20 protein-coding genes and 2 pseudogenes are annotated in these 25,750 nt (G+C 67.7%); 18 read left to right on the plus strand and 4 right to left on the minus strand.

The window, feature by feature from the left end; genetic code table 11:
* Nucleotides 1-32: 32 nt before the first annotated feature.
* The 9 genes from OG194_RS05440 to OG194_RS05480 all read left to right on the plus strand — a co-directional run bounded on the left by OG194_RS05440 (nt 33) and on the right by OG194_RS05480 (nt 11,204).
* On the plus strand, nt 33-1,130 hold the full coding sequence (locus tag OG194_RS05440) for an enolase C-terminal domain-like protein (RefSeq protein WP_327399694.1): 1,098 nt from the start codon (nt 33-35) through the stop codon (nt 1,128-1,130).
* Between the two features lie 32 nt (nt 1,131-1,162).
* Nucleotides 1,163-2,545, plus strand: a complete 1,383-nt coding sequence (locus OG194_RS05445) for an ABC transporter substrate-binding protein (protein ID WP_327399695.1) — start codon at nt 1,163-1,165, stop codon at nt 2,543-2,545.
* Nucleotides 2,542-3,474 carry a carbohydrate ABC transporter permease gene (locus OG194_RS05450; RefSeq protein WP_327399696.1) on the plus strand — a complete coding sequence of 311 codons (933 nt, stop codon included), beginning with the start codon at nt 2,542-2,544 and terminating at the stop codon, nt 3,472-3,474. The genes OG194_RS05445 and OG194_RS05450 overlap by 4 nt, the downstream gene beginning before the upstream one ends.
* Entirely contained in the window at nt 3,471-4,385 is a 915-nt protein-coding gene (locus OG194_RS05455) for a carbohydrate ABC transporter permease (protein WP_327399697.1), read from the plus strand. The genes OG194_RS05450 and OG194_RS05455 overlap by 4 nt, the downstream gene beginning before the upstream one ends.
* Nucleotides 4,386-4,414: 29 nt before the next feature.
* On the plus strand, nt 4,415-6,109 hold the full coding sequence (locus OG194_RS05460) for a class I mannose-6-phosphate isomerase (RefSeq protein WP_327399698.1): 1,695 nt from the start codon (nt 4,415-4,417) through the stop codon (nt 6,107-6,109).
* Nucleotides 6,106-7,101 carry an ROK family protein gene (locus OG194_RS05465; RefSeq protein ID WP_327399699.1) on the plus strand — a complete coding sequence of 332 codons (996 nt, stop codon included), beginning with the start codon at nt 6,106-6,108 and terminating at the stop codon, nt 7,099-7,101. Before OG194_RS05460 ends, OG194_RS05465 begins: the two co-directional genes overlap by 4 nt.
* Nucleotides 7,102-7,424: 323 nt before the next feature.
* Complete coding sequence (locus OG194_RS05470; RefSeq protein ID WP_327399700.1) at nt 7,425-9,485, plus strand: serine/threonine protein kinase; 2,061 nt, start codon at nt 7,425-7,427, stop codon at nt 9,483-9,485.
* A 310-nt stretch (nt 9,486-9,795) separates the two neighbouring features.
* Nucleotides 9,796-10,179: a hypothetical protein gene (locus tag OG194_RS05475; RefSeq protein WP_327398715.1), complete on the plus strand. Its 384-nt coding sequence runs from the start codon at nt 9,796-9,798 to the stop codon at nt 10,177-10,179.
* A gap of 17 nt (nt 10,180-10,196) precedes the next feature.
* Nucleotides 10,197-11,204 (plus strand): IS3 family transposase, encoded by a 1,008-nt coding sequence (locus tag OG194_RS05480; RefSeq protein ID WP_327398716.1) that lies wholly within the window; start codon nt 10,197-10,199, stop codon nt 11,202-11,204.
* Between the two features lie 104 nt (nt 11,205-11,308).
* Here OG194_RS05480 and OG194_RS05485 read toward each other — a convergent pair whose 3' ends face one another.
* A complete protein-coding gene (locus OG194_RS05485; protein ID WP_327399701.1) occupies nt 11,309-13,549 on the minus strand; it encodes a hypothetical protein in 2,241 nt (746 codons plus the stop codon).
* Nucleotides 13,550-14,508: 959 nt separating this feature from the next.
* Here OG194_RS05485 and OG194_RS05490 point away from each other — a divergent pair.
* The 5 genes and pseudogenes from OG194_RS05490 (at nt 14,509) to OG194_RS05510 (ending at nt 19,243) form a co-directional block, all read left to right on the plus strand.
* Nucleotides 14,509-14,946 carry a hypothetical protein gene (locus OG194_RS05490; protein WP_327399702.1) on the plus strand — a complete coding sequence of 146 codons (438 nt, stop codon included), beginning with the start codon at nt 14,509-14,511 and terminating at the stop codon, nt 14,944-14,946.
* A gap of 1,225 nt (nt 14,947-16,171) precedes the next feature.
* Nucleotides 16,172-16,536, plus strand: a pseudogene (locus tag OG194_RS05495) (hypothetical protein).
* A gap of 174 nt (nt 16,537-16,710) precedes the next feature.
* Nucleotides 16,711-17,454 carry an RHS repeat-associated core domain-containing protein gene (locus OG194_RS05500; protein ID WP_327399703.1) on the plus strand — a complete coding sequence of 248 codons (744 nt, stop codon included), beginning with the start codon at nt 16,711-16,713 and terminating at the stop codon, nt 17,452-17,454.
* 104 nt (nt 17,455-17,558) lie between these two features.
* Nucleotides 17,559-17,978 carry a hypothetical protein gene (locus OG194_RS05505; protein WP_327399704.1) on the plus strand — a complete coding sequence of 140 codons (420 nt, stop codon included), beginning with the start codon at nt 17,559-17,561 and terminating at the stop codon, nt 17,976-17,978.
* 515 nt (nt 17,979-18,493) lie between these two features.
* Nucleotides 18,494-19,243: a transposase family protein gene (locus OG194_RS05510; protein WP_327399705.1), complete on the plus strand. Its 750-nt coding sequence runs from the start codon at nt 18,494-18,496 to the stop codon at nt 19,241-19,243.
* A 28-nt stretch (nt 19,244-19,271) separates the two neighbouring features.
* On the opposite strand, the gene OG194_RS05515 is transcribed toward OG194_RS05510, so the two are convergent.
* Nucleotides 19,272-19,937, minus strand: a complete 666-nt coding sequence (locus OG194_RS05515; protein WP_327406984.1) for a HalD/BesD family halogenase — start codon at nt 19,935-19,937, stop codon at nt 19,272-19,274.
* Nucleotides 19,938-20,122: 185 nt separating this feature from the next.
* Between OG194_RS05515 and OG194_RS05520 the strand changes: the two are divergent.
* Nucleotides 20,123-20,268: pseudogene (locus OG194_RS05520) on the plus strand (transposase family protein); the annotation flags it as partial.
* On the opposite strand, the gene OG194_RS05525 reads toward OG194_RS05520, so the two are convergent.
* Nucleotides 20,268-20,462, minus strand: coding sequence for a DegT/DnrJ/EryC1/StrS family aminotransferase (locus tag OG194_RS05525; RefSeq protein ID WP_327399706.1), 195 nt, complete (start codon nt 20,460-20,462; stop codon nt 20,268-20,270). The pseudogene OG194_RS05520 and the gene OG194_RS05525 sit on opposite strands and share 1 nt — an antisense overlap.
* 501 nt (nt 20,463-20,963) lie before the next feature.
* Between OG194_RS05525 and OG194_RS05530 the strand changes: the two genes are divergently transcribed.
* The 3 genes from OG194_RS05530 to OG194_RS05540 all read left to right on the plus strand — a co-directional run bounded on the left by OG194_RS05530 (nt 20,964) and on the right by OG194_RS05540 (nt 24,486).
* Nucleotides 20,964-22,061 (plus strand): cytochrome P450, encoded by a 1,098-nt coding sequence (locus OG194_RS05530; RefSeq protein ID WP_327399708.1) that lies wholly within the window; start codon nt 20,964-20,966, stop codon nt 22,059-22,061.
* Nucleotides 22,058-22,798: an HAD family hydrolase gene (locus tag OG194_RS05535; protein WP_327399709.1), complete on the plus strand. Its 741-nt coding sequence runs from the start codon at nt 22,058-22,060 to the stop codon at nt 22,796-22,798. Before OG194_RS05530 ends, OG194_RS05535 begins: the two co-directional genes overlap by 4 nt.
* 107 nt (nt 22,799-22,905) lie before the next feature.
* A complete protein-coding gene (locus tag OG194_RS05540; RefSeq protein WP_327399710.1) occupies nt 22,906-24,486 on the plus strand; it encodes a prenyltransferase/squalene oxidase repeat-containing protein in 1,581 nt (526 codons plus the stop codon).
* A gap of 351 nt (nt 24,487-24,837) precedes the next feature.
* Here OG194_RS05540 and OG194_RS05545 read toward each other — a convergent pair whose 3' ends face one another.
* Nucleotides 24,838-25,587, minus strand: a complete 750-nt coding sequence (locus OG194_RS05545; RefSeq protein WP_327399711.1) for a transposase family protein — start codon at nt 25,585-25,587, stop codon at nt 24,838-24,840.
* Nucleotides 25,588-25,750: the final 163 nt, after the last annotated feature.

The raw sequence follows: 25,750 nt of genomic DNA on the forward strand, positions 1-25,750 counted from the left end.
AACCTTTCTCCCTACAGAAGACGAAAGCCAGGATGAAGATCACCCATGTCGAAGTGCACCGGATCGACGTTCCGGCAGCCAGTCCGCCCTTCCGCTGGCGCGACGGGCTGAGCGGAAGCGCTCCGGTGGGCGACGGCGCGGTCCTGCACATCGGGACCGACGAGGGAGCCGAGGGCGTGGCGGTGTTCGCCCGTCCCGGCGCCCACTCCATGCTGCGGGACCTGGTGGACCGGGTCTTCCGCCCGGAGCTGGTCGGAGCCGACCCGTTCCAGCGGGAGTGGCTGTGGCACCGGGTGTGGGAGCTGGACCGTATCCACGAACTCCCGCTCCCCGCCCTGGGGTTGATCGACATCGCCCTGTGGGACCTGGCCGGCCGCTACCACGGCGAACCGGTCTGGCGCCTGCTCGGCGGATTCCGGGACGCCATCCCCGCCTACGCCTCCACCTCGACGTTCGCCGGCATCGCGGAGTTCCTCGATGTGGCGGACCAGTGCCTGGAGTTGGGCTACCGGGGCATCAAGCTGCACGCCTGGGGCGACGCCCGCCGTGACGCGGAACTGTGCCTGGCCCTGCGCGAGCACGTCGGTCCCGACGTCCCGCTGATGTACGACGGTTCGGCGGGCTTCGACCTGCCCGACGCGATCCGGCTGGGGCGGGCGCTCTCCGAGGCCGACTACCTCTGGTACGAGGAGCCGATGCGGGAGTTCAGCATCTCCGCGTACCAGAAGCTGGCCGAGGTCGTGGACGTACCGCTTCTGGTGGCCGAGACCTCCGACGGTGCGCACATGAACGCGGCGGACTTCATCCGCTCCGGTGCCGCCACCTTCGGTGTCCGGGCCGGCACCACCCTCCGGGGCGGCATCACCGGCGCCATGCGCACCGCGCATCTCGCCGACGCCTACCGGCTGCGCGCCGAGGTGCACGGTTCGGACATCCCCAACCACCACCTGTGCATGGCCATCTCCAACACCACTTACTACGAGTCCCTGGTGACCTCGGTGAACGTCGTCCGGGAGCGCCACGTGGACGACCAGGGCCTGGTGCACGCCCCCACGGGGCCCGGCATAGCCCTCCCCCTCGATTTCGGCTACGGCAGCCAACTCCTGCCGTTCGTCGAGCAACCGCGCTGAGCGGCGCAAGAACAGAAAGGCAAGGCAAGACGATGGAGTCTTCCCGATCTCCGAGAACCGGCCGGCGTCACTCGCTGCTCCGCGCGGCTGCCGTCACGCTGTCCCTGGCCACCGCGGCCGCCCTGGCCGGCTGCGCCAGCGCCGACACCACCCCTTCCGCCTCCCAGCAGTCGGCGTTCAAGCCCGTTGCGCAGAAGGCGAGTTCACAGATCACGGTGTGGGCCGACTCGACCCGGCTGCCGTCAGTGCAGGCGTACCAGAAGTCGCACCCGGACGTGAAGATGAAGATCGTCACGTACGACGGCGGGGCCGACGGATCGACGTACCTCCAGTCGAAGGTGCAGCTGTTCGACCGGACCGGCAGTGGCTGGCCGGACGTGGTGTTCGGCTCGCCCACCGACGTGACCTGGGCGTCGGAGGCCACCAAGCCGGGCGCACAGCCGTTCGCCGCGCCCCTGGACGACAAGCTCGTCCCGCAGAGCACGCTCGACGGCTTCGCCAAGGGGTCCCTGACGCCCTGTCAGTTCAACGGCCACACCTACTGCATGCGCAACGACATCGCGCAGGTCGTCCTCTGGTACAACAAGTCCCTCATGGACAAGTGGGGTTACCAGGTCCCCACCACATGGGAGGACTACGAGGCCCTCGGCACGAAGGTCGCCAAGGAGCACCCCGGCTACCTCGTCGGCTCGGTCGGTGACACCAACTCCCATGAGTCGTACTTCTGGTCGGGCCAGTGCCCGGCGTTCAGCCTGACGAAGCCGGACACCCTGCGCACCGACCTCCAGGACCCGAAGTGCACCCGGATGGCGACCCTGTTGGACCACCTGATCAGCGCCAAGGCCGTCGCCACGCAGGGCTTCTTCAGCCAGGGCTTCGCCAAGAACAGCGGCGGCAAGGTACTGATGGCCTACGGCCCCTCCTGGTACGGCCAGTACCTCTTCAAGGCCGGCTTCAAGACTCCGGCCAAGCAGATCGCCGCGGCGGCCCCGCTGACCTGGAAGGGCGAGAGCACGGCGGCCACGGGCAACGTCGGCGGCGGTGTGTGGATGGTGTCCTCGCACAGCGCCAACCTCAAGGCGTCCTCGGACCTGGTGACTTGGCTGACCACCTCCGACGCGAACCAGGCCACCGCGCCCACCTACCCGGCGTACACGCAGGCCGCGAAGGCATGGCTGGCCAACCCGGCGAACAAGGACTACTTCGCGAATGACGTGAGCGGGGCGTTCGAGCAGGCCGCGAACGAGGTGTGGACCGGCTGGTCGAACACCAGGTTCTCGGACTCCACCGCCTGGTCCAGCGTCGTCCTCCCGGCGCTGACCGCCGGAAAGAGCCTGACCGAGACGCTGCCGGCCTGGCAGAAGGAGATAGCCGGCGAGGCGAAGACCCAGGGCTACAAGGTGGTCGGTCAGTGACCTTGCTGGAGACCGAGCGCGTCACCGTCTCCCCCGTGCGCCGCGGCACCGTACCGCGGCGCACGGGCCGCGGTCGCGCGGGCTACTTCTTCGTCGCCGGGTACGCGGTGCTGCTGCTCGCGTTCGGCGTCTTCCCCACCGGGTACGCGTTCTACCTGTCGCTCACCAACGACCGGGGCCAGTTCACCGGGCTCAACCAGTTCACGAAGGTCGTCCAGGACTACCGCTTCGCCCCGGCCTTCACCCACATGCTGATCTATCTGGTCATGTGGCTGGTGACGCTCGTCGTCGTGGTCGTGCTGACCGCCGTGATCCTGCGCAGCCGGGTGCGTCCGGGCACCTCGGCGCTCTTCCGCTTCCTCTACTACATCCCCGGCGCCCTCGCCGGAGTGGCGAGCGTGCTGGTCTGGCTGTTCATGCTGGACCCCGATGTCAGCCCGGTGTCACGGCTGCTCACCGCCCTGGGGTTCAAGACGTTCGCCGAGGTCCTGGCGCCCGGCAACCTGCCGCTGATCCTCATGCTGATCGCCTTTTGGACCGGTGCAGGAGGCTGGATGGTCGTGATGTACGGGGCATTGAACAACATCCCCGACGAGGTGCTGGAAGCGGCCCGCATGGACGGCGCGGGTCCGTGGCGCACCGCCTGGCACATCCAGATCCCGATGATCCGGCAGTGGATCGTCTACATGGCGATCATGGCCTTCGCGACGGGCACCCAGCTGTTCGTGGAGCCCCAACTCCTCCAGACCGCCAGCCTCGGCAGGGTGAGTCCCACCTGGTCACCGAACCAACTGGCGTACGTCTACGCCTTCCAGCAGGGCGACTTCAACGGCGCCGCCGCCATCTCCGTCGTCCTCCTCGCCGTGGGCCTCCTCGCCGCCGGTCTCCTGGTCGCCCGCTCGAACCTGTTCACGTTGGACGAGAAATGACACAGACGACTCTCTCCCTGACGGCCATGAGGCGACGCGTCCGCCCGTCAAAGAGCCTCCCCTTCCTGGTAGTTGGACTCCTCCTGGCCTTTCTCCTGGTGTTCTTCGTCCTGCCGGTGATCTGGCTGCTGCTGGCACCGTCGAAGACCGCCGGCGAAGTGGTGCGGGACAACCCGCTCTCCTTCGGCTCGTTCCATCAAATAGGCACGGCCTGGCGGCACTTGTTCGCCTTCCAGGACGGCGCCATGACGAGGTGGCTGCTCAACTCGGCCATCTACTCGGGCGGTTCACTCGTCCTGACGCTGGCCGTCAGCGTCCCGGCCGGCTACGCGCTGGCGCTGACGAAGTTCCGGGGCCGCAAGACACTCCTCGTGATCACCCTGGTCACCATGATCATGCCGCAGGCCACCCTGGTGCTGCCGATCTTCCTGGAGCTCAACCGCTTCCATCTCATCGGCACCGTCTGGTCGTTGATACTCCCCTTCTCCTTCTATCCGTTCGGCGTGTACCTGGTCTACATCTACTTCGGGAGCAGCCTCCCCAGGGACCTGCTGTCCGCCGCGCGCATCGACGGCTGCACCGAGTGGCAGCTCTTCGCACGCATCGCGCTCCCGCTCGCCAAGCCGGTGATCGGACTGGTCGCGTTCTTCAGCTTCGTGGGCAACTGGAACAACTTCTTTCTGCCCTACCTCGTCCTGCCGAACAGCGAGCAGTTCCCCGTCCAGGTGGGCCTGAACCAACTCCTCACCTCCACACCGTCGTTCAATCCGGTCGCCGGAGCCGGCCTGAACATCACCATCCCGGAACTCGCCCTGGCCATCGTCATCGCCATCCTGCCCGTGCTGGTGCTCTTCCTCTTCTCGCAGCGCACGCTGGTGTCCGGGATGCTCGCCGGATCGAGCAAGGAATGAGCGGCGCCCTGTCCGCGAAAGGAAACCCCGTGTACCGGCTCGATCCGCGCTACGCCCCCGCCCCCCAGACCGTCCTCCACGCCGGTTGGCAGGCGGTCGCCTCCCAACTCCCCACCGGCCCAACGGTATTGGCCATCGACGGCCCCCCGTCCGTCGACTGGCCCCTCCTCGCCGATCGCCTCGCACACGAACTGACCGACCGCGGCACCCCCGTCACCCTGCTCGACATCCGGAGCCACTACGCACCCCCGGCACGCGTCAGAAGCCGTACCGAACACCTGGCAGACGCCGACGACCCGTACTTCCGCAAACTCGCCGACAACCCCCTCGACGACCTCTTCGAGACCCTCCCGGTCCCCACACCACCACAGACAGGCCTGCTCCTCGTCTACGGCCCCGGCGCCGCCCTCGTCGAGCACGACCTGCTCTGGTACGCCGACGTACCCAAGCGCTACGCGGAGGCCGCCGTCGGAGCGGGCGAGCAGGGCTCCAACCTCGGACTGCCGGACGAGAAGCCCGACTTCAGACGCCTCTTCTACATCGACTGGCCGATGCTCGACCGGCACCGCGACACACTCGCACCCCGCCTCGACGCCTGGCTCGACGTCCAGCACCCCGACCACCCGGCGTGGATCGACGGAGCGGGCCTGCGCGCCACGTACGCCGCCCTGGCCCACCAGCCCGTCCGCACCCGCCCGTACTTCAACTCCACTCCCTGGGGCGGTCATTGGGCCCAGCGCGAGCTCGGCTTCAACCCCGACTCCCGCAACACCGCGCTCGGTTACGAACTGATCGCGCCCGAGGCCGGCATCCTCATCGGCACCGGACCGCAGGCCCAGGCCGAGGTGCCGTTCCAACTCCTGTGCGTACTCGAACCGTTGAGCGTGCTGGGGGCAGAGGCACACGCCCGCTTCGGCACGTCCTTCCCGATCCGCTTCGACTACCTGGACACCGTCGGCGGCGGCAGCCTCTCCGTGCACTGCCACCCGAAGGAGCCGTACATGCGCGAGCGTTTCGGCTGGGCGTACACCCAGCACGAGACGTACTACCTCACCCTCGGCAGCACCGACACCAAGGTGTTCCTCGGCCTGCGCGAGGACGCCGACGTGGACGTCTTCCGCAAGGAGGTGGAACGGTCCATCACCGACGGAGTACCCATGGACCCCGAGGACCACGTCCTCGCCTTCCCCGCGGAACAGGGCCAGTTGTTCATGATCCCGGCGGGCACCCCGCACGCGAGCGGCGCGGGCAACCTCGTGCTGGAGATCAGCGCCACCCCCTACCTGTACAGCCTGAGGTTCTACGACTGGCTGCGGCCCGGCACCGACGGCAACCCGCGCCCCCTCCCCTACGAGCACGGGTTCGCCAACCTGGAGACCGGACGCCGCGGGGAGGCCGTCGCCCGTGACCTGGTCCAGAAGCCGCGCACCCTGCGCGAGGGCACCGGCTGGCGCGAGGAGGTCATCGGCGCGCTGCCCGAGATGTTCTACGAGGTCAGGAGGTTCGTGCTCGACGCCGGGGCCGAGGCCGACGACGACACGCAGGGACGGTTCCACATCCTGAACGTGGTCGAAGGTGAAGGCGTCACGGTGCACACGGCGGCCGGAGACCGGCACGAACTGGCCTACGCGGAGACGCTCACCGTGCCGGCCGCGGTAGGCCGCTACACCCTGCGGGCAGCAGTCGACGGCCCGGTGCGCGTCGTGAAGGCGCTGGTCCGTTGATCCCTGTCCTGGAGATCGGCGGTACGCACGTCACCGCGGCGCTCGTCGACCCGCGCGACGGCCGCGTCTCCAGCCGTACGCGCGAGCCACTCGACGCGGACGGCGACGCCGAAGCCATACTCGGCCGCGTACGCGACTGCGCCGACGGGCTGCCGGTACCTCCTGGCGCGCGGTGGGGCGTGGCGGTGCCCGGACCGTTCGACTACGCAAGGGGGATCGCCCTCTTCAGGGGCGTGGGCAAGTTCGAGTCCCTGTACGGGACGGACATGCGAGCGGCACTCCTCCACGGACTACGACAGCGCCCCGGCGACATCGTGTTCCTCAACGACGCCCACGCCTTCCTGACCGGCGAGTGGTCCACGGGCGCCGTCCACGGACACCGCCGCGCCGTGGGCATCACGCTCGGCACCGGTGTCGGCTCGGCGTTCCTCGCCGACGGCCGCATCCGCGACACCGGTCCCGGCATACCGCCCGAGGGCCGGATGGACCTCACCGAGATCGACGGCCGACCGCTGGAGGACACGGTCTCCCGCAGGGCGATCCTCGCCCGCTACGGCGACCCCGCCGCCGATGTCCACGACATCGCCGGACGGGCCGGAGCGGGGGAAGGGCGGGCCCGGCGGGTGCTGGACGACGTCTTCACGACCCTGGGCGTCGCGGTGGGCCCGCGCATGCTGGACTTCGGCGCGACCGCCCTGGTCGTCGGAGGCTCCATCGCCCGCTCCTGGGACCTGGTCGCCCCCGCCCTGTCCACCGGTCTCGCGGCCGCGGGCTGGACACCGGACGACCCGGGTGCCCGCACGGATCCGCCGCCTCCCGGAGTTCGTGCGATCAGACCCGCCGGCTCCGCGGGGGACGCCGCGCTGGTGGGCGCGGCCCGCGCGGCAGGCGGCGCACTCAACCCCGGAGACGAGAAACGCCCCATACGAAAAGGGCCCCCGCAAGCTCTCGCCTGCGAAGACCCTTCACACCGTCGGGACGACAGGATTTGAACCTGCGACCCCTTGACCCCCAGGAGTGAGGGTCGGGGGCATTTTCTGGATATAACAGGCTTAATCTGGATGCGATTTGTGCGTCCAAGGCTCCGCCGTGCGCCATCGCGCACACCGTGTGGTCCCCAACTGGTCCCCACCCGCATGTCATAGCTCTGTCGCCAGGCCACTCCGTGGAGCGTCCTCGCGACAACGAAGCTGCGAACTGCCCGACTCGCTGCGGCAGTCTGCCGATACGATCCCGTTCCTAAGGCTGGGGGCTCCGTTCACGGGCGTGCGTCCAGTCTCATGGCGCTCCATCGCAGAAGAGGAACGAACACCCTGTGAGCATCGCTCGCGCAGAGACGCGGGTCCAGCCTGCCCGCTCTGGTGACCCGAAGCAGGTCGGCCCCTACCGGATCGTCGGCCGTCTCGGCACGGGCGGCATGGGTACCGTTCACGCCGGTCTCGATCCGGCCGGCCAGCGTGTCGCGGTGAAGGTGATTCACCCCGCGCAGGCCGAGGACCCCGAGTTCCGGGCCCGCTTTCGCCGAGAGGTCCAGCTGTCAGCCCGAGTGCAGGGGCCGTGCCTCATACCTCTTCTCGCAGCAGACCCGGATGCCGAGAATCCCTGGCTGGCCAGCGCCTACGCCCCCGGGCTCACCCTCGATCAGCATCTCGCCAGCCACGGCGTACTCACCGGCGGCACCCTCTACGCCTTTGCCACTGGTACCGCCCAGGCCCTCGCCGCCATCCACACTGCCGGCGTCGTCCACCGGGACGTGAAACCCCAGAACGTCATCCTCACCCCGGCCGGCCCCCGTGTCCTGGACTTCGGCATCGCTCATGCCTCTGACGGCACCTCCGTGACCCGAACCGGTGTCGTGACCGGCACCCCTGGTTGGATCAGCCCCGAGCAGTACCGAACAGGTTCCGCTGGCCCCGAGGGCGACATGTTCGCCTGGGGCGCGCTGGTCGCCTACGCCGCCACGGGACGCTTGCCCTTCGGCACTGGAGCTCCTGACGTTGTCGCCTACCGGGTCATGTCCGAGGAACCCGATCTCGACGGCCTTCCCGACGAACTGCACGAGCCCCTGATGAAGGCGCTCGCGAAAAGCCCTGCCGAGCGCATCATCGCCGACGCGGCAGCAGAGGAATGTGCGCGACTGCTGGCCGACCAGGCAACCCAGGTCCTCGGCGCCGACGCCAGAGCGGAACCCACGCACATCAGCGACTGCCTCACCACCGAGTGGAACCTGCCCAGCGTGGAAGATCCTGCCTGGCACTTGACCGCTGCTCCCATCCGTAGGCGGGCGCTCATCACCGCCGTCGCAACGGTGACAGTCGGCGCTGCCATCACAGGCGGCATCGTCACTCTCTACAGCAGGAGCGACCGGGCGGACGTGGATATCACGCCCGAGCGCACCGCCACTTCGGCGCCGTCCTCAGGGAGACCCTCCGCACTCGCTGCTTCCGCAGGCGCGGCTTCCGGCGCCCCTGGCGAAACCGTCACCGCGCCTGCGGTCGATCCACGCACGATCAGGATCCCGACGGATCCGCTAGCTGGGGTGCCCACCCCTGCCTACACCCGTGCCGCCGACGAGGCCCAGCCATCTGCCGACGAATGGAGATCGAGCACCACCGCCAACACCACCGAGGAGCGGGACGCCGAGACGGCGATCCGCGACCGGATGACGTCCATGCTGGCGACCAAGGACATGGACTTCATGAAACCCACCATCACATTCAACCAGCGGGCCCAGACGGTCATGGTGACCGGTGGGCCAGTGCCGCAATTGCCCGACACCTATCAGGACGTGTTCCGCAGGGCCGGGGAGATGGCGGCCTGCTCCACCCTGGCGCACCACCTCAAGAACGATCCGAGCACCTGGCCCTACGGCCGCTTCTCCATCAACTGGAAGACATCCGACGGAGACCTCGATGCAGCAGCTATCGGCTTCGGAGAGGCCACCACCGGATGCTTCACAGAGGTAGCCGGCCAGTGGTACGGAGACGAATCCGGCATGGCCACGGCTGAGATTCCCAGCAGCGACAAGGCGGAGATCCGCATCGCCGACGCCACGGTCAAAGCCATCGTTGCCACCTGGAACACCGACACCACCACGACGAACGAGGACGCCCTCACCGTCAACGACGGCATCAACCTCGGCTTCGACCCTGTCGAAAAAGCGGCGTACGTATGGACCGACGACCCCAACAGCCGATTCGCCAGCCGCGCTTCGCAGTCCAACCTCAAAGGTGCCGCCGAGAAGGCCCTCTGCGGCAAACTCACCGCCGAGTTCAAGAGCAACAAAACCTGGAACTACACCCACTGGGCCGTCGCCGTCTTCGACCCCTACACCGGAACACGCCAGTTCATCGGCTCAGGCACCTGCACTCCGTAAGCCTCTCGACGACGGCTCAACTTCATGAGGAGCGGATCGGCGACCTCCAGCGAAGAAAGGCGCCCACCCTGACGAGGAGGCCCAAGGGCTGCTGTCGGTCAGGAGGTCGGCCGCTGGGGCGCATTCCCTCTTTCCTCTGGTCTCCGCCACCGCCGAAAGGCAGATCCATGCAGCGACCATTGGTCCCCAGAGCTGGTCCCCAAGTCAACCTCGCCGAGCTTTCGGCCCAGTCCCTCTCTGTCAGCCTTGGGTGAGACATCCCGCTTTGTCGGGTTAGCCTGAGAGGGCACGACAGGAGAACCACCCCCTCATGACCAGCACCACGCCCGCCGGATCCGACCCGGCGCCCCGGCCGAAGCGCCGCACTTTCAGCCCCGAGTACAAGCTGCGGATCGTGGCCGAGTACGACGCCGCCCCGAAGAACGAGAAGGGCGCAGTCCTGCGCCGCGAGCGCCTGTACCACTCGCACGTCAAGGAATGGCGGGCCGCGCGGGATGCCGGGGCCCTGGAGAAGCTGGTCGACCAGCGCACCAGTCCGGCGAGGCCGAAGAAGCCTGCCGCCGAGGCGGAGAACGAGAAACTGCGCCGCCAGGTAGAACGGCTGGAGAAGGAACTGGCCCGGAACAAGGCCGCGTTGGAAGTCATGGGAAAAGCTTCCGCGCTCTTGGAAATGATCTCCGAGAGCGCGGACTGAACGCTGCCGCCGAACCGGTGCTCGACGACGCGTTCACCGGTGTCCAGGGCGAACTGGGCATCACGGCCGCGTGCCGGCTGACCGGCCGCTCCCGGGCCACCCACTACCGCCGGCTGCGGCCCCCGACCGAGCGAAAACCCAGAAAACCGCAGGTCCAGCCCTCATCCCTCACACCCGATGAGCGGGCGGCGGTCCTGGAGATGATGAACAGCGACGAGTACGCCGAGATGCCGCCCGCGCAGATCTGGGCCCGCGAGCTGGATGCCGGGCGTTACCACTGTTCCGTCTCCACGATGTACCGGATCCTGCGCGAGAAGGGGCAGTCCGGCGAGCGCCGCCGCCAGGCCACCCACCCGGCGAAGACGGTGCCCGAGCTGGTCGCCACCGGGCCCTCGCAGGTGTTCACCTGGGACATCACCAAGGCGGCCGGACCGGCCAAGGGCATCTGGTATCACGCCTACGTCATCATCGACATCTTCAGCCGCTACGTCGTCGGCCACACCGTCGAGCGGGCCGAATCAGCGCTGCGGGCCGAGGAGTTGATCCGCGAGACCATCACACGCAACGGCATCGTGCCCGAGACCGTCCACGCGGACCGCGGCACCTCGATGACGAGCAAGAAGGTCTCCCAGATGCTGATCGACCTCGGCGTCACCCGGTCGCACTCGCGGCCGAAGACCTCCAACGACAACCCCTACAGCGAGGCCCACTTCAAGACCACGAAGTACATGTCCGACTACCCCGAACGGTTCGACTCGCTGGCCCATGCCCGTGAGTGGTTCGAGGCGTTCATCGCGTACTACAACCACGAGCACCGGCATTCGGGCATCGGCTGGCACACACCGGCCAGCGTGCATTTCGGCACCGCCGAGGAGGTCCGCGACCAGCGTGCCGTCACCCTCGCCGAGGCCTACGCCTGCCACCCCGAACGCTTCGGCCGCCGCCCCCGACCACCCCGGATACCTCAGCAGGCATGGATCAACGACCCGGCCAAACGCAGAGAGTCCGCACCACAAACCTCATAGCGTCACGACCGTCTCACTGGACTTGAAATCTTCCGAGTTGGAGGAGACGCTTGTGTCATCGCCGACGGGGCATCCGCGACGCACGTCCGAGGACCGTCGCCTGGTCAGGAGGCGGGTTCGCCAGGGGCGGTCACGGTGTGAGATCTCGCGACTCGCCGCCTGAGCTCGCGGATGGTGTTCTGCCATTGCCAGGAATCACTGCCGCACCACTCTGCTTCATCATCCGCGTGCCAGGCCGCCAGTTCGTCCAGGCGAGCGATCACCGTGGAGATCTCGGTGTCGGGAATTCCGCTCCCGCCGTCGAGTCGCCCTTTCATACCGTGCAGTTGGTGAGCTGCACGGTAGTAGGACAGTTGGGTGTCGGTGAGCCTGCGCATGGCGTAGCCGCCGCACTTGCTGCACCAGTCGAAGTCGGTGCGCGCCATGAGGTCGGCGACCGTGAGGAGGTCGTCGCCGGCCACGACCGCGCGTTCGTGTGCGTGCCGGCACAGCGGCGAGTGGCCCTTGCCCTCGATCAGAGGGCTGGCGTTGGTGGTGTAGAGCTGGACTGCGGCCAAGGGTCCCAGAGGGAGGCCGCTGCCGCTTCGCCAACGGTCGCTGCCGGGCTGCCGGAAAGGTGCGAGGCTGAGGCGGTCCTCGGTGAGCAGGCCGTGCCATACGGCCACTGGCAGCCCGCCAGGCTGTCCGGCGTCCAGGCTTCGTAGGTCGTGCGCGCCGCGCGCCAGGGCGAGCAGGCGAAGATTCAGGTTCCGGTCTTCGGTGGCATACGTCTGGCGGAGGGTCCGGCGTGTGCCCTCGGCGAGACCCAGTCCTTCGCCGAAATTCGGATCGTGGACGTCCTGGCCGCGACCGGGCAGCTGGGCCTCACGCGCTTCCGGCTCGGGACTCTGTTCCAGCTCCTGCAGGCCGAGCACGCTTCCGGGCAGGTCACGGGCCCCTGCGATGAGGACGCCCAGCCACCCCTTGGCCAGCCGCTTCTCGATGCTGTCCGGAGGCAGTACTTCCGCTCCCCCGCTCGCAGAGAAGACAAGGTAGAGCTCGTCGGCAGCGGGCCCAAGTGTGTGCAGCGCACGGATGTGATCGAGGGTGACCGGACGCCGGTCGAAGACCGGGGTGTCATCGAAGACACCCGGCCGGACGATGCCCGGCTGCCTTCCCGAACTGCGGTCAGGTTCGGGCAGATCCGGCGCCGCGGCGGCTGGACTGCACGGAAGGCTGCTCACCGGGCTCAGTAGCCGTTCGGCGACGAGATCAGGCACTTCCAGGGTGAGGACGCCGCTCCCCCAGTCGGCATCAACGGTCCACGTGAGCAGCACACCGAGCGTCCACGTATCCAGCCCGTCCAGGAAATCCCGGGCACCGTGACGCGGCATGGCGTCGGATGCTTCCGGCATCTGTGTCGTCAGCCGGCATCTCGGTGCCCGGTCGGCCGGCGTCGCTGCCGCCTGGGCCTGTTCCTCCCAGGAGGCGATCAGGCGCGCTGCCTCGGCTCGGGCCTCGTCGTAGCCCTTCCGATTGCTGCGAATGCCTCGCACGATGTCGTACGAGAGGTATGCACGCGTCCCCGGACCTTCCCAGGGCCGCTCGGCCGCGCTCTGCCACCGGTGCCACAGGTCCACCAGTGCCCTGGACACCCGGCTGTTGCCGCCGAGCACCGCGAAAGCTGGATCCGCGTGCGGAAGCTCGGGCACAGGGAGTGCCGTTGCGGCAGCAGCCACGACAAGCTCCTCCGGGTCTACAAACCGCGCCGCCTGAGACCGAAGCGGCTCCAGGTACCGCGTCTTGACCGTCAGTGACGGCTTCGCCCACTCCTCCAGCCATGGAAAGTGAGCAAGGGTGGCCTGTGCCCGATGCAGACTCCGTCCCGCGCCGCGCCAGTGGGCAAAGATCAGACCGCGCAGCTCCTCTGCATCCTCACGTGCCTCCCACCGCGATATGCCGCCTTCCACCTCCTCCTCGTCATCATCGGGGTCGACATCCTGTTCAGTGCGAAGGAGTTCGGCGGCTTCCCGTGCCTCGCGGTCGGACCAGTGTTCCTCCTCGTCCGGCTTCACGTAGGACTGCAACTGGTACAACAACCCCGTTCCGCCAAGAGCCCCGAAGAACATACCCAGCCCGGTACCCGGCCGGCCCCAGACACCCCATGCCGCGCATCGCGAACACAGCCGCCGCAACATCGCCGTCTCCAGCGGCACGTCGGTAGTCCTCACATCGGACGTGCGCAACTGTCCGCATCGCCTCGACACGTGCAGATTGGCCGCCTTGCTCCTGGCCGAATACACAGTGACCAACGAGCCCTCGAACGGCCCGAGCGGAACGTCAGCCAACGACAGCTCGATACCCACAAGTCCCCCCGACTCTGCTCCTCGACAACGCGAACCCCGCAACAGCGCTACCCCTTCCAGGCACCAGAACGGCGCCTCGTCCAATCTTTGAAGGACGCCGATTCATCACTTGCATGCTCTTCATCAACACCGACACCGCGAGGCCACCGCGTGCACCATGCACTGGTCCCCAGCTCTGGTCCCCAGACCGGCCAGGCGCTTTCTCCCTCACTCCCGCGCGCACGCAGGCAGGCAGGCAGGCAGGCAGACATCGTCTGGCAGGAGCTGACCTCACCAGCGACGCGCTGAAGATGCCCCACCGCAGACAAGGAGATCGCAATGTCCGTCAACGAACGCAGACAATGATCAGGAGAAGCGCCGGTTTGGCCAACCGGCGATCCCGTGTTATGGACATCGGGCATAGCCACCAACAGGGATGCCCACGTGACGGATACAACAGGCGCCCCCCGAGCACTTGCCAGCAGGTTCGCACCTGCCGAGGGCGCCCAGTCTCCGCTCGCATCCGAGGGACGTTTCTGATCACAGCAGCAAGTCACGCGCAGGAGACCCGCCGGGCCGGTCCCCAAAGAGGGCACAGAGGGTCGGCGAAAACTGAACGTTGAAGCGGAACTCCACCACGTCGACGGCTCACCGACTGCCAATCTCCTCCTACACCAGAACGCGGCCCTCGACTGCCGCCACCGCGACAGAGCAGGCGCCTTCTAAGCACCCGATCTGATCCACTGCTTGGCAGGTGGCTCCAGCAGAAGAATCCGGCACACGATCTGCCGCCGCAATTGGAGCCAACCCACCGCGCTTTCCGAGTCACAGATCCGAAAGATCGCTAACCTCCGCCATCAAGTGGATTGCCACTCGCCCACCTTATGGCTCCTGACCGACCACAAGGCGCCCCATTACAAAGCTCACCCGCACCAACAAAAGGCGGCAACTCAAAGACGCTGACAGTCCACTCTGCACTCATGGCAAGGAACTGCGCCGTCCTCGCCGACATCTCCGGCTACTACACCACCAGCACCACCGGCCAGAAATTCCACACCATCAACCCCACCCGCCTCGTCGACACCCGCAGCGGCATCGGCGGATCCACCAGCCCCGTCGCCGCCAACAGCACCTACACCCTCAACAGCAGCACCACCCAGCACGTCACCACGGCAACCACACCCACCATCGCCGCCATGATCACCATCACCGGCCCCACAGCCGGCGGCAACGCCACCGTCTACCCCACCAGCACCGGCAAACCCGCCACCAGCAACATCAACTGGGGCACCGGCGACACCCTCGCCAACCTCACCCTCACCCCCACCCTCACCGACACCAGCGGATCCATCACCCTCTACAACGACAGCACCGGCACCACCGACCTCGTCATCGACTCCAGCGGCTACTACACCTGACACACCCACCGCAATGAACCCGAAGGGCCGGCCCCACAACAACGCGAGCCGGCCCTTCGGCACTCCACCAACAGATGACAGTCCAAACGCCGACCCCGTCAGCCCAAACGGACCCAACACACCGCTCACCCAGGTCCGTACGAACTTCATCTCATCAGGCACGACTGCAATGCATGCGGTGCCCGATGACACGGACTCGACATGCATGGAAGATGGCGCAAGGGATCGGTATCGCGCGCATACCCGCGCGCCCACTTCAACCACCGTCGTGCTGATTCCAGGGCTACTCACTCAGGTCCCCGTCCAGTTCAGCAAGCGGAGCCAGAGAACTCCCACGTGATGCCGTGAAGCCATCAGTCAGAACCACCCGCCGGCACCCCGACGCCTCCACGGCCATCTGAACAACAACAGCCAGCTGTCGCGATCGCGACGCGCCGACGCGCAATTGCTGCGGTCAACGATTTTGGGTCGTGCGGGAACAGAGCGGACGCGAATCGGCGGCAGACAGCGGGCGCATGCCCCGGAACTCCGTAAGAGCAGACCGCTGAAAACGCCACCCCGACGACACCGGCTCCGGAAAACCTCCGCGGAAGCGGAGCGGAACTCGCGATTGCCTGTGCGGCGGTGCGCGGGTTCGGGACACCTCCGCGAGAGCGGAGCGGACGGGGCAGTACGAGAGACCGCCTGCTCTCGTACTGGAACACCTCCGCGAGAGCGGAGCGGACTTGAGGACGACGACCTTGCTGGTGGCTCCGTCCGGAACACCTCCGCGAGAGCGGAGCGGACAGCCCCGACCCGTCCGACCTGGGCACCGCCGGTGGAACACCTCCGCGCGAGCGGAGGTGTTCCGGTGACGTGATCGAGCCCGCGGCCGGTGCGGGAGTCAGCTCCGCGCGAGCGGAGGTGTTCCGGTACAGCAGTAACATCGCCTGACCAGGGACGCAATGCGTCTGACGCCCCATCAGAACGAGCGTCACGAGCGTCGTTTCAGCGTCAAGATATCGCCCGTAACGCCCATACTACACATACCGCACACGCACAAAACAGCAGGTCAGGACACCTTTGCCACCGGCTCAAGGATCGCAACACACTCCACATGGTGCGCCATCGGAACGATGTCGGCCTGGACGGGTCACGAAAAAGCCCAGGTCAGAGGCGATTTATCCGCTCACTGCCCCGCGTGCGGGAGCCCAGAGCGTCAAACGAGCGTCACAACCAACAATCCATCCCCGCGCAGAGCGAACTGTCGGGCGAGGTCTCCGACGACCTCGCGCTGTACCGGGAGAAGTTCCGACGGCGCCTGCCGGAATCTCTGGACGAGCTGCACGGCCCGTCCCAAGGGATCGGGGATCGCTGCACCTGGCCTGGTCCGGGATGACCTCATACGACCTGGGCAAGCCCCGCCAGCGCATGGGCCTGTACCGCACCGTCCTGCACGAGGGTCTGCGCGACGGCCTTCCCCACTACGTCAACCACGACCTACTTCTCCAGCTGTGGCCGGTACTGCGCACCCTGGTCGGCCGCACCGTGCGCACCGTATGGGAGGACGCCTTCCCCCAGCTCGACTCCCTCACCCGGGCAGCCGCGTGACGGAAATGCCGGAGTGCGGCTGGAAGGAGAAGGTGCTCGGGACCAAGGTCAGGGCCCTCACCGACCGCGGAGCGCCCCGCGATCTGATCGACGTGTTCGCAGCCTCCTGCGGCTGCTTCCAGCACGAGGACACGCATGTAGGGTCTCAAATTTCGTGTCGGATTCTCATGTCTGATGTCGGATCGACGTCGGATCCTCGCCGACATCCACGGCGATGTCACCGTGGAACTCCCCCTGGACACCAGCCAGACCCTGACCGCACTCGCCTACGACGAGTACGGCACTCCCCAGGGCGACACCACGGCCAACCGCTACGGCTGGCTCGGCGAAAAGCAGCGCTCCAGCGAAACGGTCACCGGCGCCACCCTCATGGGCGTGCGCCTCTACGACCCCGCCACCGGACGCTTCCTGTCCATCGACCCCGTACCTGGCGGCTCGGCCAACGCCTATGAGTACTGCGGCGGCGACCCGATCAACCGCTACGACCTCGACGGCAGGTTCTGGGGCTTCCACGTCAGCGTCGGCGCGAAGCTGGCGTGGCACTACGGAAAGCGCTTCTACCGGGCCGCCAACCGGTGGAACAACCGCCAGGAGGCGCGCATTGTCGGCGTCGGCCTGGCCTACGTCGGGTCCCGCTACCTCGGCTACCGATGCCGGTACCGCTACGGTATGCGCGTGTGCACCGGCGGCTACGGTCTCCACGCCCGCGGAGGAACCACGCTCGGTACGACGTACTTCACCTGGAACAACAGCTACTACACGTCCAAACCCCGGATCCGGCACGAAAACAAACACAAAAAGCAGTGGATGAAATACGGATGGCGCTTCGCCTACATATACATGCGGGCAGGGCGAAACGCATGCCACAACAAGTGGGAGCGTCGCGCGAACTGGACGGACGGCGGCTATCCATGCTGAGCCAACCTCGAAGAGTACCCGTGTGGCCCTTCGCGGTGGGGGGCTCGGTACTCGTACTGGCCGTCCTCGTGGCCGCGGGTACCTGGGTGTACGGCGCCTACAGCATGTCCGACCCGGCCACGATCATCCTGACCGGCATACGGATCGACGACTCCCGCATCTCAGTCAAGATGCCCACCTGCCCAACGGACAAGGTGGGAACGGTCGAGGTATACAACAGCGACTCCGAAAAGCTGCTCTGGCGGGCGAGCGGCCCGAAGACTCCCGAAGGAAGGCGCGGTGCGGTCACCTTGTGGAAGGCGGACGATTTCCTGAAGGCGAGTCCAGGAACACAGCCCAGGACCTTGCCGACCAACCTCGACATCTCCGTCACCTTCCCCGGAGCCGATGACGGCACCGGGGATGTGTTCAACATCCGCAAGATCAAAGCCGCCCATATACCCGACGGCCAGTACTGGACCCGCGACGGTGCCAGAACCGCCACGCAGATCGACGCACAGCTCAAATGCCACAGCGACGGATGAGGAGGACCTCGTAGACAACAACTGCTGGGCGGGACAGCAACTCTGATCCGCTCGAACCGAGAGGGTGCCGTGCCATGGTGCGGCACCCTCTGCCGGTCGCGGCTGACCTTCACGATGGCAGATCTTCGAAGAATTGACATCGCAATGAGACGGCTCACTGCCGACACTCCGTGAGACACCGCGCGAAGTCGCAGGTCACAAGAGCGCCGTAAGACATGGACGATGAATCCCTACAACCTTCTGTAGGTTCTCAAAAACCGCGCCATATTCTCCGTGCTGACTGCATATCAGCACCACTTATGGCGTCGTGCTGAGATCCACAGTTCAGCGGACTCACTCGTCGACTGGAGCCCGCCACGGTTTCGCCACACCCAGCGCACCGCCACCCGCCTGGAACAGTGAGCTTCTTCGAGTTGGCCACCGATCAGGTGACAGTCCACGCACCGCAACGAGCGAGGCCCCCGAGCTGTTGATCGAGATGTCTGACGTCTCAACCACTCTGCTCGGGGGCCTCGTTGGTCATCTATCCTGCCGCACTCGACCTGCCCCATGCGCTCGTGGAGTGGGTCACCATGCTCATCGTCACCCGGGAGGGTGACCGGCGCTGCAAGCTCCGCCCGTCCCAGCGCGCGATGGTGGCACTGGTGTACCTGCACGAACACACGACCCTGGCGAAGATCGCTGCCGGGTTCGGGATCAGCGAGTCCACCGCCCACGCCTACACCAGCACGGTCATCCGCCTGCTCGCCGACCGTGCACCGGGCCTGCTGAAAGTCCTGCGCGAAGCCGATGCGGACTTCGTCCTGCTGGACGGCACGCTCGCCGAGTGCGACCGGGTCGGCGACGGACGGGCCGACTATTCCCACAAACACCGCCGGCACGGGGTGAACGTGCAGGTGGTCACCGACCCGGGCGGCCGGCTGCTGTGGCTCTCACCCGCACTGCCGGGCCGATCTCACGACCTGACCGCTGCCCGCACCCACCGGATCATCCGCATCTGCGAGCGCCAGGGCGTCCCCATCCTGGCCGACCTCGCCTACCAGGGCGGCGGCCCCTGGGTGAGCACCGGCATCAAACGCAAGCCCCTGCAGGAACTCACCCTCACCGAGAAGACCCTCAACCGCGCGCTGTCCGCGGCCCGGGCACCGGTCGAACGCGGCGTCGCACGCCTGAAGTCCTGGCAGATCTTCCGCAGATCCCGATGCAGCCCCAACCGCATGACGTCAATCGCCAAAGCCATCCTCACCCTGGAGCGGCAACGCTGAAGAAGCTCACTGATGCCCGGGCTGGGCCTCAGTCGTAGAGGAGGGAGGCGGACGAGGTGGTCGCGCCCTGGCGGTCGGGCGTGGTGTACGCGAAGTTGAATACGGCGCGCCGCAGCCCTGGACGCCCGAGCGGGGTGACGCGGTGGGCGGTGCGGTCGCTGCGCAGGAGGTAGCCGTCACCCGGCCGGTGGTGTGCGCGCCGGGCGCCGGGTGCGTCGAGCGCGTTGAGGTCTTCGCGGCCGGGGTGGTATTCCAGCAGGCCGCCGTCTGCGATGTGCGGCGGGGCTTCGAGGAAGAGGACCAGGGCGAGCGGGTAGTCGTCGGTGTGCGCGCCGTGGGTGTCGCCGGGGCGGTGCAGGACGTTCAGGACGTGCCGTTCGACAGGGTCGTGGACGGGGACGACCGTCTCGCCCAGGAGCGAGGAGAGCAGCCGCATCAGCTCCCGGTCCTCGTAGAGACCCGTGATGAGTGGTGAGGCGTCGGCGATCCGGTGTCCGCCGAGCGTGGTCATGTGCCGTGGGCTGTCCGCCATGCACTCCATGCGGAAGTCCCGCCGTACCGCGTCGGCCTCCAGTTGGCGTGCTTCTTCTCCGAGCTTCGCCAGCACGGCGGGGCTGGTGAGCCCGGGCAGGGCGACGTAGCCGTCGGCGGAGAACTGCCGGCGTAGGGATTCCCAGCGCGAGGGCACAGGCATCGAGAACACGGCCGATGCATCCCTTGTGCCGGCACAGGGCAAACCCGCCGCGACGGCGCCTACTCCCCTTGGCAGACGGGACCAGTCCGGCCAGCACGCTCTTAGCGCATGGCTCCGCACGGTGAGTCGACCCCGTAACGGCTCGCTCGGATCGACGGTAGCCAGCTCATCGTCACCCGGTCAGGGGTGACCGCCGCTGCAGACTCCCGCCTCACCAGCGCGCTCTCGTCGCCCTGGTCCACCTCGCCGGTACGACCCGCCCGCGCGGATCGCCACCGGGCTCGGCATATCCGTCTGCACCGCCCACACCTACGCCATGGCAGTCGTCGGTTACCCGTCCTGGACCATCGGCGTCTCGACCGGCAGTTCGGCGAAGGTATCCGAGTACCGGCGGGCGATGGTGTTGCGGCGTTCGATCCAGGAGGGCAGCAGTCCCAGTTGCGTGGTGAGGATCCCGGAATTGACCTCTCCCAGCCGGGCGCGGTGACCGCGTACGTGGTGCAGGTGGCCGCGGTCGCGGCCCATGTCGGTCAGCCGGTGCAACTGCCCGGCGCGGTCGGTCGGGTGAAGGCGTTACGGCCGGGGCCCGCCTCTGGCTCGCGGCTCCCTTCACCGGCAGGACCGCGTCCAGGTACCTGCTGACTCCGGTGACGCTCCTCGGCCCTCTGCCCCTTCGCCGGCAGAGGGGCATCACGGCTGACGAGGGCGGGAATGTCACCCCTTCGTATGGTTTGGTGGTTGTCGTGAGGGGGATGTCCCGCGGGCCCCGTGTGAGGATCGCTGACAGGGCCGACCAGTCCCGGCCGGGTGCTGCGTCGCCCGGCACGGCCACATCTTCTATCCGACGGGCTACGTCCCCAGGTCATCTGTCCGGAGGGTTCCTTGGCAGGATGGTCAACCGATGATGAAGCGCCGCCCCTGGCGTTCGATCCCTGGAACCATGATCGCGAGGACCTCTACGGCGCATTGGCCCGGCTCCGCGGTCATGGCCGGATCTTCCACTCTCCCCCGTTGCAGGCATGGTGTGTGACCGCGTACGACGACATCGCCGCGATCCTCCGCAACGACGAAGACTTCTCCGCCCGCGATCACAAACCCCGGCCCTTGAAGGATCTGCCGCCGGACGTGCGGGAGATCCTGAGTACCTGGAGCGGGGAGTCGGCGTCGCTGGGCGAGATGGACCCGCCCGAACACACCAGGGTCAGGTCCGTGATCAACGCGGGGTTCACCCCGCGGGCGCTGCAGGCCGCGGAAACCGGCATCAGGGCCGCGGCCGCGGATCTGCTGCGGCCGCTCGCCGCCGCCTCGGAGTTCGACCTGATCACCGAGTTCGCGCTCCCGTACGCGCTGACGGTGATCCTGCGTTTCCTCGGCATCCCCGACGAGCACCACGAGGCGTGCCTGCGGTGGTCCGACCACAAGGTTCAGCTCATGGTCGGCCGCGACCACACCCCTGAGCGGCTACGGGAGTACGCCACGGGGCTGCGGGCCTTCGGCGGGTTCGCCAGGGAGCTGACGCGGCAGCGGCTGTCCGCTCCGCGCGACGACCTGATCAGCACCATGCTGCACGAGAGCCCTCATGGTCACCGGCTCTCGCCGGACGAGGTGGCCTCGTTGATCCCGACCCTGATCATCACCGGCCACACCACGCTGGCGCAGGCGCTGTCCATCATCGTCCGGACCCAACTGCGCTCACCAGGAGGCTGGGCCGCGCTGGTCGACGGCACCGTCCCGATCGCCGACCTTGTCGAAGAGGGGTTACGGCTGGACTGCCCCGTGGTCGGGATGTACCGCACCGCGGTGCGGGAGGTGACCGTCGCCGGCCGTGCGCTTCCCGCGGGCAGCCGGGTGCTCCTGCTGTACGGAGCCGGCAACCACGACCCCGGCCGGTACCCGGACCCGGACCGGTGCCTGCCCGCACGGTGGCCTGCCGCTCCTCATCTGGCGTTCGGCCGGGGCACCCACTACTGCGTGGGCGCCGCCCTGGCCCGGGCGGAACTGCGGATCGCGCTGGAAGAGATGGCCACCCGCTTCCCGAAGCTGTCGGCGGCGCCGGAGACCACCCCCGTCTACCGGCCGACGTTCCCCCTGCGCGCCCTGACCGCTCTGCGAGTACGGCCATGACCGGGCCGCTCAACTGCCCCGACACGGTCACGCATCGGGCCGGTCCGCCGCCCGCCCCGCCGGAAGGACACCGCCGCCTGTTCGACGCGGTGATCGCCGACGTGGACGACACGCTCACACTCGACAACTCGGCCGCCGAACTCCTGGCGGCCCTGGGAATCCCACAGCAGCGGCTGACCGATCTGATCGGCGAGTCCGAGTCCGGCCGGATCAGCCAGGCCGTCGCCGACCAGCGCCTGCTGGCCCTGCTGACCTCCAGCGGCCGTGTCGGCCGTACCACCGTCGAGAGGGTGTTCTCCACGATCAGACTGCGCCCCTCGGTGACACCGATGATCCGCGGCTTTCAGCGGGCCGGGCTGCGGGTGGGGCTGATCTCCGCCTCGTTCAACACCTACGTGGAGCCCATGGCAGCGCGCCTGGGTGTCACCGACTGGTACAGCAACGTCCACCTCGGTTTCGACGACACCGACGCGCTGGCCTCGGTCGGCTTCACGATCGACGCCGCCGAGCTCAAGCACCGCCAGCTCCACGACTTCTGCACCCGGCACCGACTGCATCCCAGCCGGGTGCTGGTGGCCGGTGACAGCGTGTACGACCTGCGGATGTTCCACTGCACGGGGCGCGGCGTCCTCATGGCGTTCCCGCACAACGCCCCCCTGCGCCCGCACGCCTGGCAGGTCATCGACCGCATCGACGAACTGACCGCGCTGACAGCCCTCCGCAACCCGCCGGAGTAATACGGCGTGGCACACCGTCACGGCCGGCCGTGCACCGCACGCGCCCCCGTCTGCTCCAGCCTTCTCCCGCCCGGGACCGACCACCTCCGCCTCCGAAAGGTGCTCCCATGCGCGTTCGCCCGACACCCGCCCATCAGACCCCCTGGCCCAGCAGTGCGCTCCCTGTCGGCTGGCGCACCACGATGGAACGGCTCAAGACGTACGTCATCGAACGCGTCGAAGCCGACGGAGGAGTCCGCGAACCCTGCCAGAGCCGCGTGCTGGAATCCGCACTCACGCTGGCACTCCTGCGCTCCTGCCCCGGCCGGAGCGACCAGGCGGAGAGGATCTCCGGGTACCTGAAGCGCCGCAGGACGTCGGCCGGACCTCTCGACCAGGCACTGATCGCGGCAGCATGCGGCAGCCCGTCCGACAGCCCGTCCGTCGACCTCGACGCCTACATCGCACAGGCACCCACCTTCACCAGCCGGCGCAAACGCGTCACCTTCGAGACCTTCCTCATCGCCTGCGGGGCGAAGATCGGCATGGAAGCGGAGCCCGACCACACGGCCTTCTCCAACGCCGGGCTGCACCCCTGGGCCGAGACCCAGACGACCGCCGTGAAGGTCATCTGGGCAACGGCGTCAGGCGCACGGCACCGGATCGAACACCGTGACATCGACCTGCTGGTGTCCACCCAGAACCGGAAGGAGATCTGGGAGGGCAACCTCCTGGTGCACTTGTCCGCCCTGCACGCACTGCACCGACTCGGCGGACACGAAACCCTCGTCCGGGACGGAGTGGACCAAGTCCTCCAGCACCAGCGTCGCGACGGCGGAATCCCCTTCTTTACCGACACGGACACCTGGTGCACCGCGACCGCGGGTGTGGCACTCCTGGCCGCCGGCGCGCCGGACGACGTCATTCAGTCCATCGCCGACAACCTCGTCGACCGGCAGAAACCCAACGGCGGCTGGTCGGTCACAGACATCGCCGACGTGACCGACACCGACGACACCTCGGTCGTCCTCGAACTGCTCCACACCCACAACGACCCCACCCACGAAGAAGCCGTCGAACGCGGACGCCAGGCACTGCTCGCCACCCGCGGCCCCGACGGAGGCTTCCCGACATACGTCGGCGGCGCTCCCTCCGAGGTCTGCATGACCGCCGCCGCGATCAACGCACTCTCCTGCCGGCCGCCCCGCGACCCCGCCGTCCTCGACGGCGCCCTGGCCTACCTCGCCGCAGGGCAGCGCGCGGACGGCACCTTCCCGCCGGACTGGAGCGCCAGCAGGCTCCACTGCATGTTCCGTGCCGTACTGGCTGTCTCCCCGTCCGACGCGCCCCACGCGCACGTACTGCGGACGCGGGCGCTCGACCACATCCTCCGGACCCAGAACCCCGACGGAGGCTGGGGCCAGCAGCCCGGATCGGCCAGCGACCCGGTCAGCACGGCCTACGCCCTGATCGCCCTGTGCCACCAGCCGGACCCCGAACCGGCCGCCGCCGGCATCACCTACCTGATGGCCCGGCAGAACAGCGAAGGAAGCATCGACTCGATCTCCGACTCCATCGGCCCCCGCCCGTTCGTCTTCCGCATCCCCGTCCTCGGCGACATCTTCACGCTCATGGCCTTCGGCCACATCGCACACCGCACCGCATCCCTCCCCGCCCAACACCCCCTGGAACGGCCACTCACCGTCTGATCCGTCCGTCGCGCACAGTGACCCGAATGGCCTGACGGCGAAGGCGAAAGCCCGACACCTGGCGAGCATGTGGCCGCAGTTCGGGCGACCCGCAGCCGTCCGGCTGCGGCTCTCCAGCCTGTCGCACGACGATGCCGGGCCCCTGCCTCAGGAACGTGGCCATGAGCTGGTCGGCAGCGTCGGCGCCGTCACTTTCTCCTCGGACGGCCCGGGTAGGAACCAGCCGGGCGCAGACAGACGCCGTTGTTGATGAATGCGAGCCGGATGGTGGCGAGGCTTGTTCCATCGCGGTCCGCGATGTCCTGGAGCGAGAGGTGCTCCTGTCCGTACCAGGTGCACCACTGAGCTTCTTCAGCGTTGCCGCTCCAGGGTGAGGATGGCTTTGGCGATTGACGTCATGCGGTTGGGGCTGCATCGGGATCTGCGGAAGATCTGCCAGGACTTCAGGCGTGCGACGCCGCGTTCGACCGGTGCCCGGGCCGCGGACAGCGCGCGGTTGAGGGTCTTCTCGGTGAGGGTGAGTTCCTGCAGGGGCTTGCGTTTGATGCCGGTGCTCACCCAGGGGCCGCCGCCCTGGTAGGCGAGGTCGGCCAGGATGGGGACGCCCTGGCGCTCGCAGATGCGGATGATCCGGTGGGTGCGGGCAGCGGTCAGGTCGTGAGATCGGCCCGGCAGTGCGGGTGAGAGCCACAGCAGCCGGCCGCCCGGGTCGGTGACCACCTGCACGTTCACCCCGTGCCGGCGGTGTTTGTGGGAATAGTCGGCCCGTCCGTCGCCGACCCGGTCGCACTCGGCGAGCGTGCCGTCCAGCAGGACGAAGTCCGCATCGGCTTCGCGCAGGACTTTCAGCAGGCCCGGTGCACGGTCGGCGAGCAGGCGGATGACCGTGCTGGTGTAGGCGTGGGCGGTGGACTCGCTGATCCCGAACCCGGCAGCGATCTTCGCCAGGGTCGTGTGTTCGCGCAGGTACACCAGTGCCACCATCGCGCGCTGGGACGGGCGGAGCTTGCAGCGCCGGTCACCCTCACGGGTGACGATGAGCATCGTCACCCACTCCACGAGCGCATGGGGCAGGTCGAGTGCGGCAGGATAGATGACCAACGAGGCCCCCGAGCAGAGTGGTTGAGACGTCAGACATCTCGATCAACAGCCCGGGGGCCTCACCCGTTGCGCTTCATGGACCGTCACCTGATCGGTGGCCAACTCGAAGAAGCTCAATGAATCAGTGGCGATGCAGGCGCCAGGCCGTCGCCCACCGCTACCA

Origin of the sequence: Streptomyces sp. NBC_01288 (assembly GCF_035982055.1) — a bacterium.
Lineage (GTDB): Bacteria > Actinomycetota > Actinomycetes > Streptomycetales > Streptomycetaceae > Streptomyces.